Here is a 1,891-nt window from a genome sequence, read left to right on the forward strand (position 1 = left end):
AAAGGTAGAGGATAGATGGTATTATAGATGAGCACTCGACGAGAGGGCACAGGGACATTGAAAACTGAACAGTAAACACGTCAATAAAGATAGGAAAAAAGAAAGAGTCAAGAAGACATGAAATTGTCTGAAGATAGAAAAGGACAATGGAGAGTTTGATCCTGGCTCAGGATGAACGCTGGCGGCGTGCCTAATACATGCAAGTCGGACGCAATGCTTCGGCATTGAGTGGCGAACGGGTGAGTAATACATAAGCAACCTGCCCCTGTGAGGGGGATAACTGCTGGAAACGGCAGCTAAGACCGCATAGGCATACATGACGCATGTCGAGTATGTTAAATATCCTACGGGATAGCACAGGGATGGGCTTATGACGCATTAGCTAGCTGGTGAGGTAGAGGCTCACCAGGGCGACGATGCGTAGCCGGCCTGAGAGGGTGGACGGCCACACTGGGACTGAGACACGGCCCAGACTCCTACGGGAGGCAGCAGTAGGGAATTTTCGGCAATGGGCGAAAGCCTGACCGAGCAACGCCGCGTGAAGGAAGAAGTCATTCGTGATGTAAACTTCTGTTATAAAGGAAGAACGGCGCCTGTAGGGAATGACAGGCGAGTGACGGTACTTTATGAGGAAGCCACGGCTAACTACGTGCCAGCAGCCGCGGTAATACGTAGGTGGCGAGCGTTATCCGGAATCATTGGGCGTAAAGAGGGAGCAGGCGGCAGTGCAGGTCTGCGGTGAAAGCCCGAAGCTAAACTTCGGTAAGCCGTGGAAACCGCACAGCTAGAGAGCATCAGAGGATCGCGGAATTCCATGTGTAGCGGTGAAATGCGTAGATATATGGAGGAACACCAGTGGCGAAGGCGGCGGTCTGGGGTGCAGCTGACGCTCAGTCCCGAAAGCGTGGGGAGCAAATAGGATTAGATACCCTAGTAGTCCACGCCGTAAACGATGAGTGCTAAGTGTTGGGGGTCAGACCTCAGTGCTGCAGTTAACGCAATAAGCACTCCGCCTGAGTAGTACGTTCGCAAGAATGAAACTCAAAGGAATTGACGGGGGCCCGCACAAGCGGTGGAGCATGTGGTTTAATTCGAAGCAACGCGAAGAACCTTACCAGGTCTTGACATGGAGATAAAGGCTCTGGAGACAGAGAGATAGTTATATCTCACACAGGTGGTGCATGGTTGTCGTCAGCTCGTGTCGTGAGATGTTGGGTTAAGTCCCGCAACGAGCGCAACCCCTGTTGCCAGTTGCCAGCATTAGGTTGGGGACTCTGGCGAGACTGCCTCTGCAAGGAGGAGGAAGGCGGGGATGACGTCAAATCATCATGCCCCTTATGACCTGGGCTACACACGTGCTACAATGGACGGATCAGAGGGAGGCGAAGCCGCGAGGTGGAGCGAAACCCAGAAACCCGTTCACAGTTCGGACTGCAGTCTGCAACTCGACTGCACGAAGCTGGAATCGCTAGTAATCGCGAATCAGCATGTCGCGGTGAATACGTTCTCGGGCCTTGTACACACCGCCCGTCACACCATGAGAGTTGGTAACACCCGAAGCCGGTGGCCCAACCGCAAGGAGGGAGCTGTCTAAGGTGGGACTGATGATTGGGGTGAAGTCGTAACAAGGTATCCCTACGGGAACGTGGGGATGGATCACCTCCTTTCTAGGGAGAAGAGAAGATGTGGATACTGTTTGGTTTTGAGTGTGGTCTGAAGGGATTGCATTCAAGGCAGGAACATTGAAAACTGAACAGCAAACTTTCTACAAGAAAGCGAAGGAAGATGAAGAGATCAAAGAAAAAGAAGGTCGAAATCATCTAGTTGCAAACTAAGAAAGCACAGAAAGAACACTTTAGGTTAAGCGAAGAAGAGCGTATGGTGGATGCCT

General features: G+C 51.9%; 1 rRNA gene. It reads left to right on the forward strand.

The window, feature by feature from the left end:
* The first annotated feature begins 143 nt into the window (after positions 1–143).
* Positions 144–1,667: ribosomal RNA gene (locus B5G32_RS13480) — 16S ribosomal RNA — on the forward strand.
* Positions 1,668–1,891 lie beyond the last annotated feature (224 nt).

Origin of the sequence: Massilimicrobiota sp. An80, from assembly GCF_002159255.1 — a bacterium.
GTDB lineage: Bacteria > Bacillota_I > Bacilli_A > Erysipelotrichales > Coprobacillaceae > Allocoprobacillus > Allocoprobacillus merdigallinarum.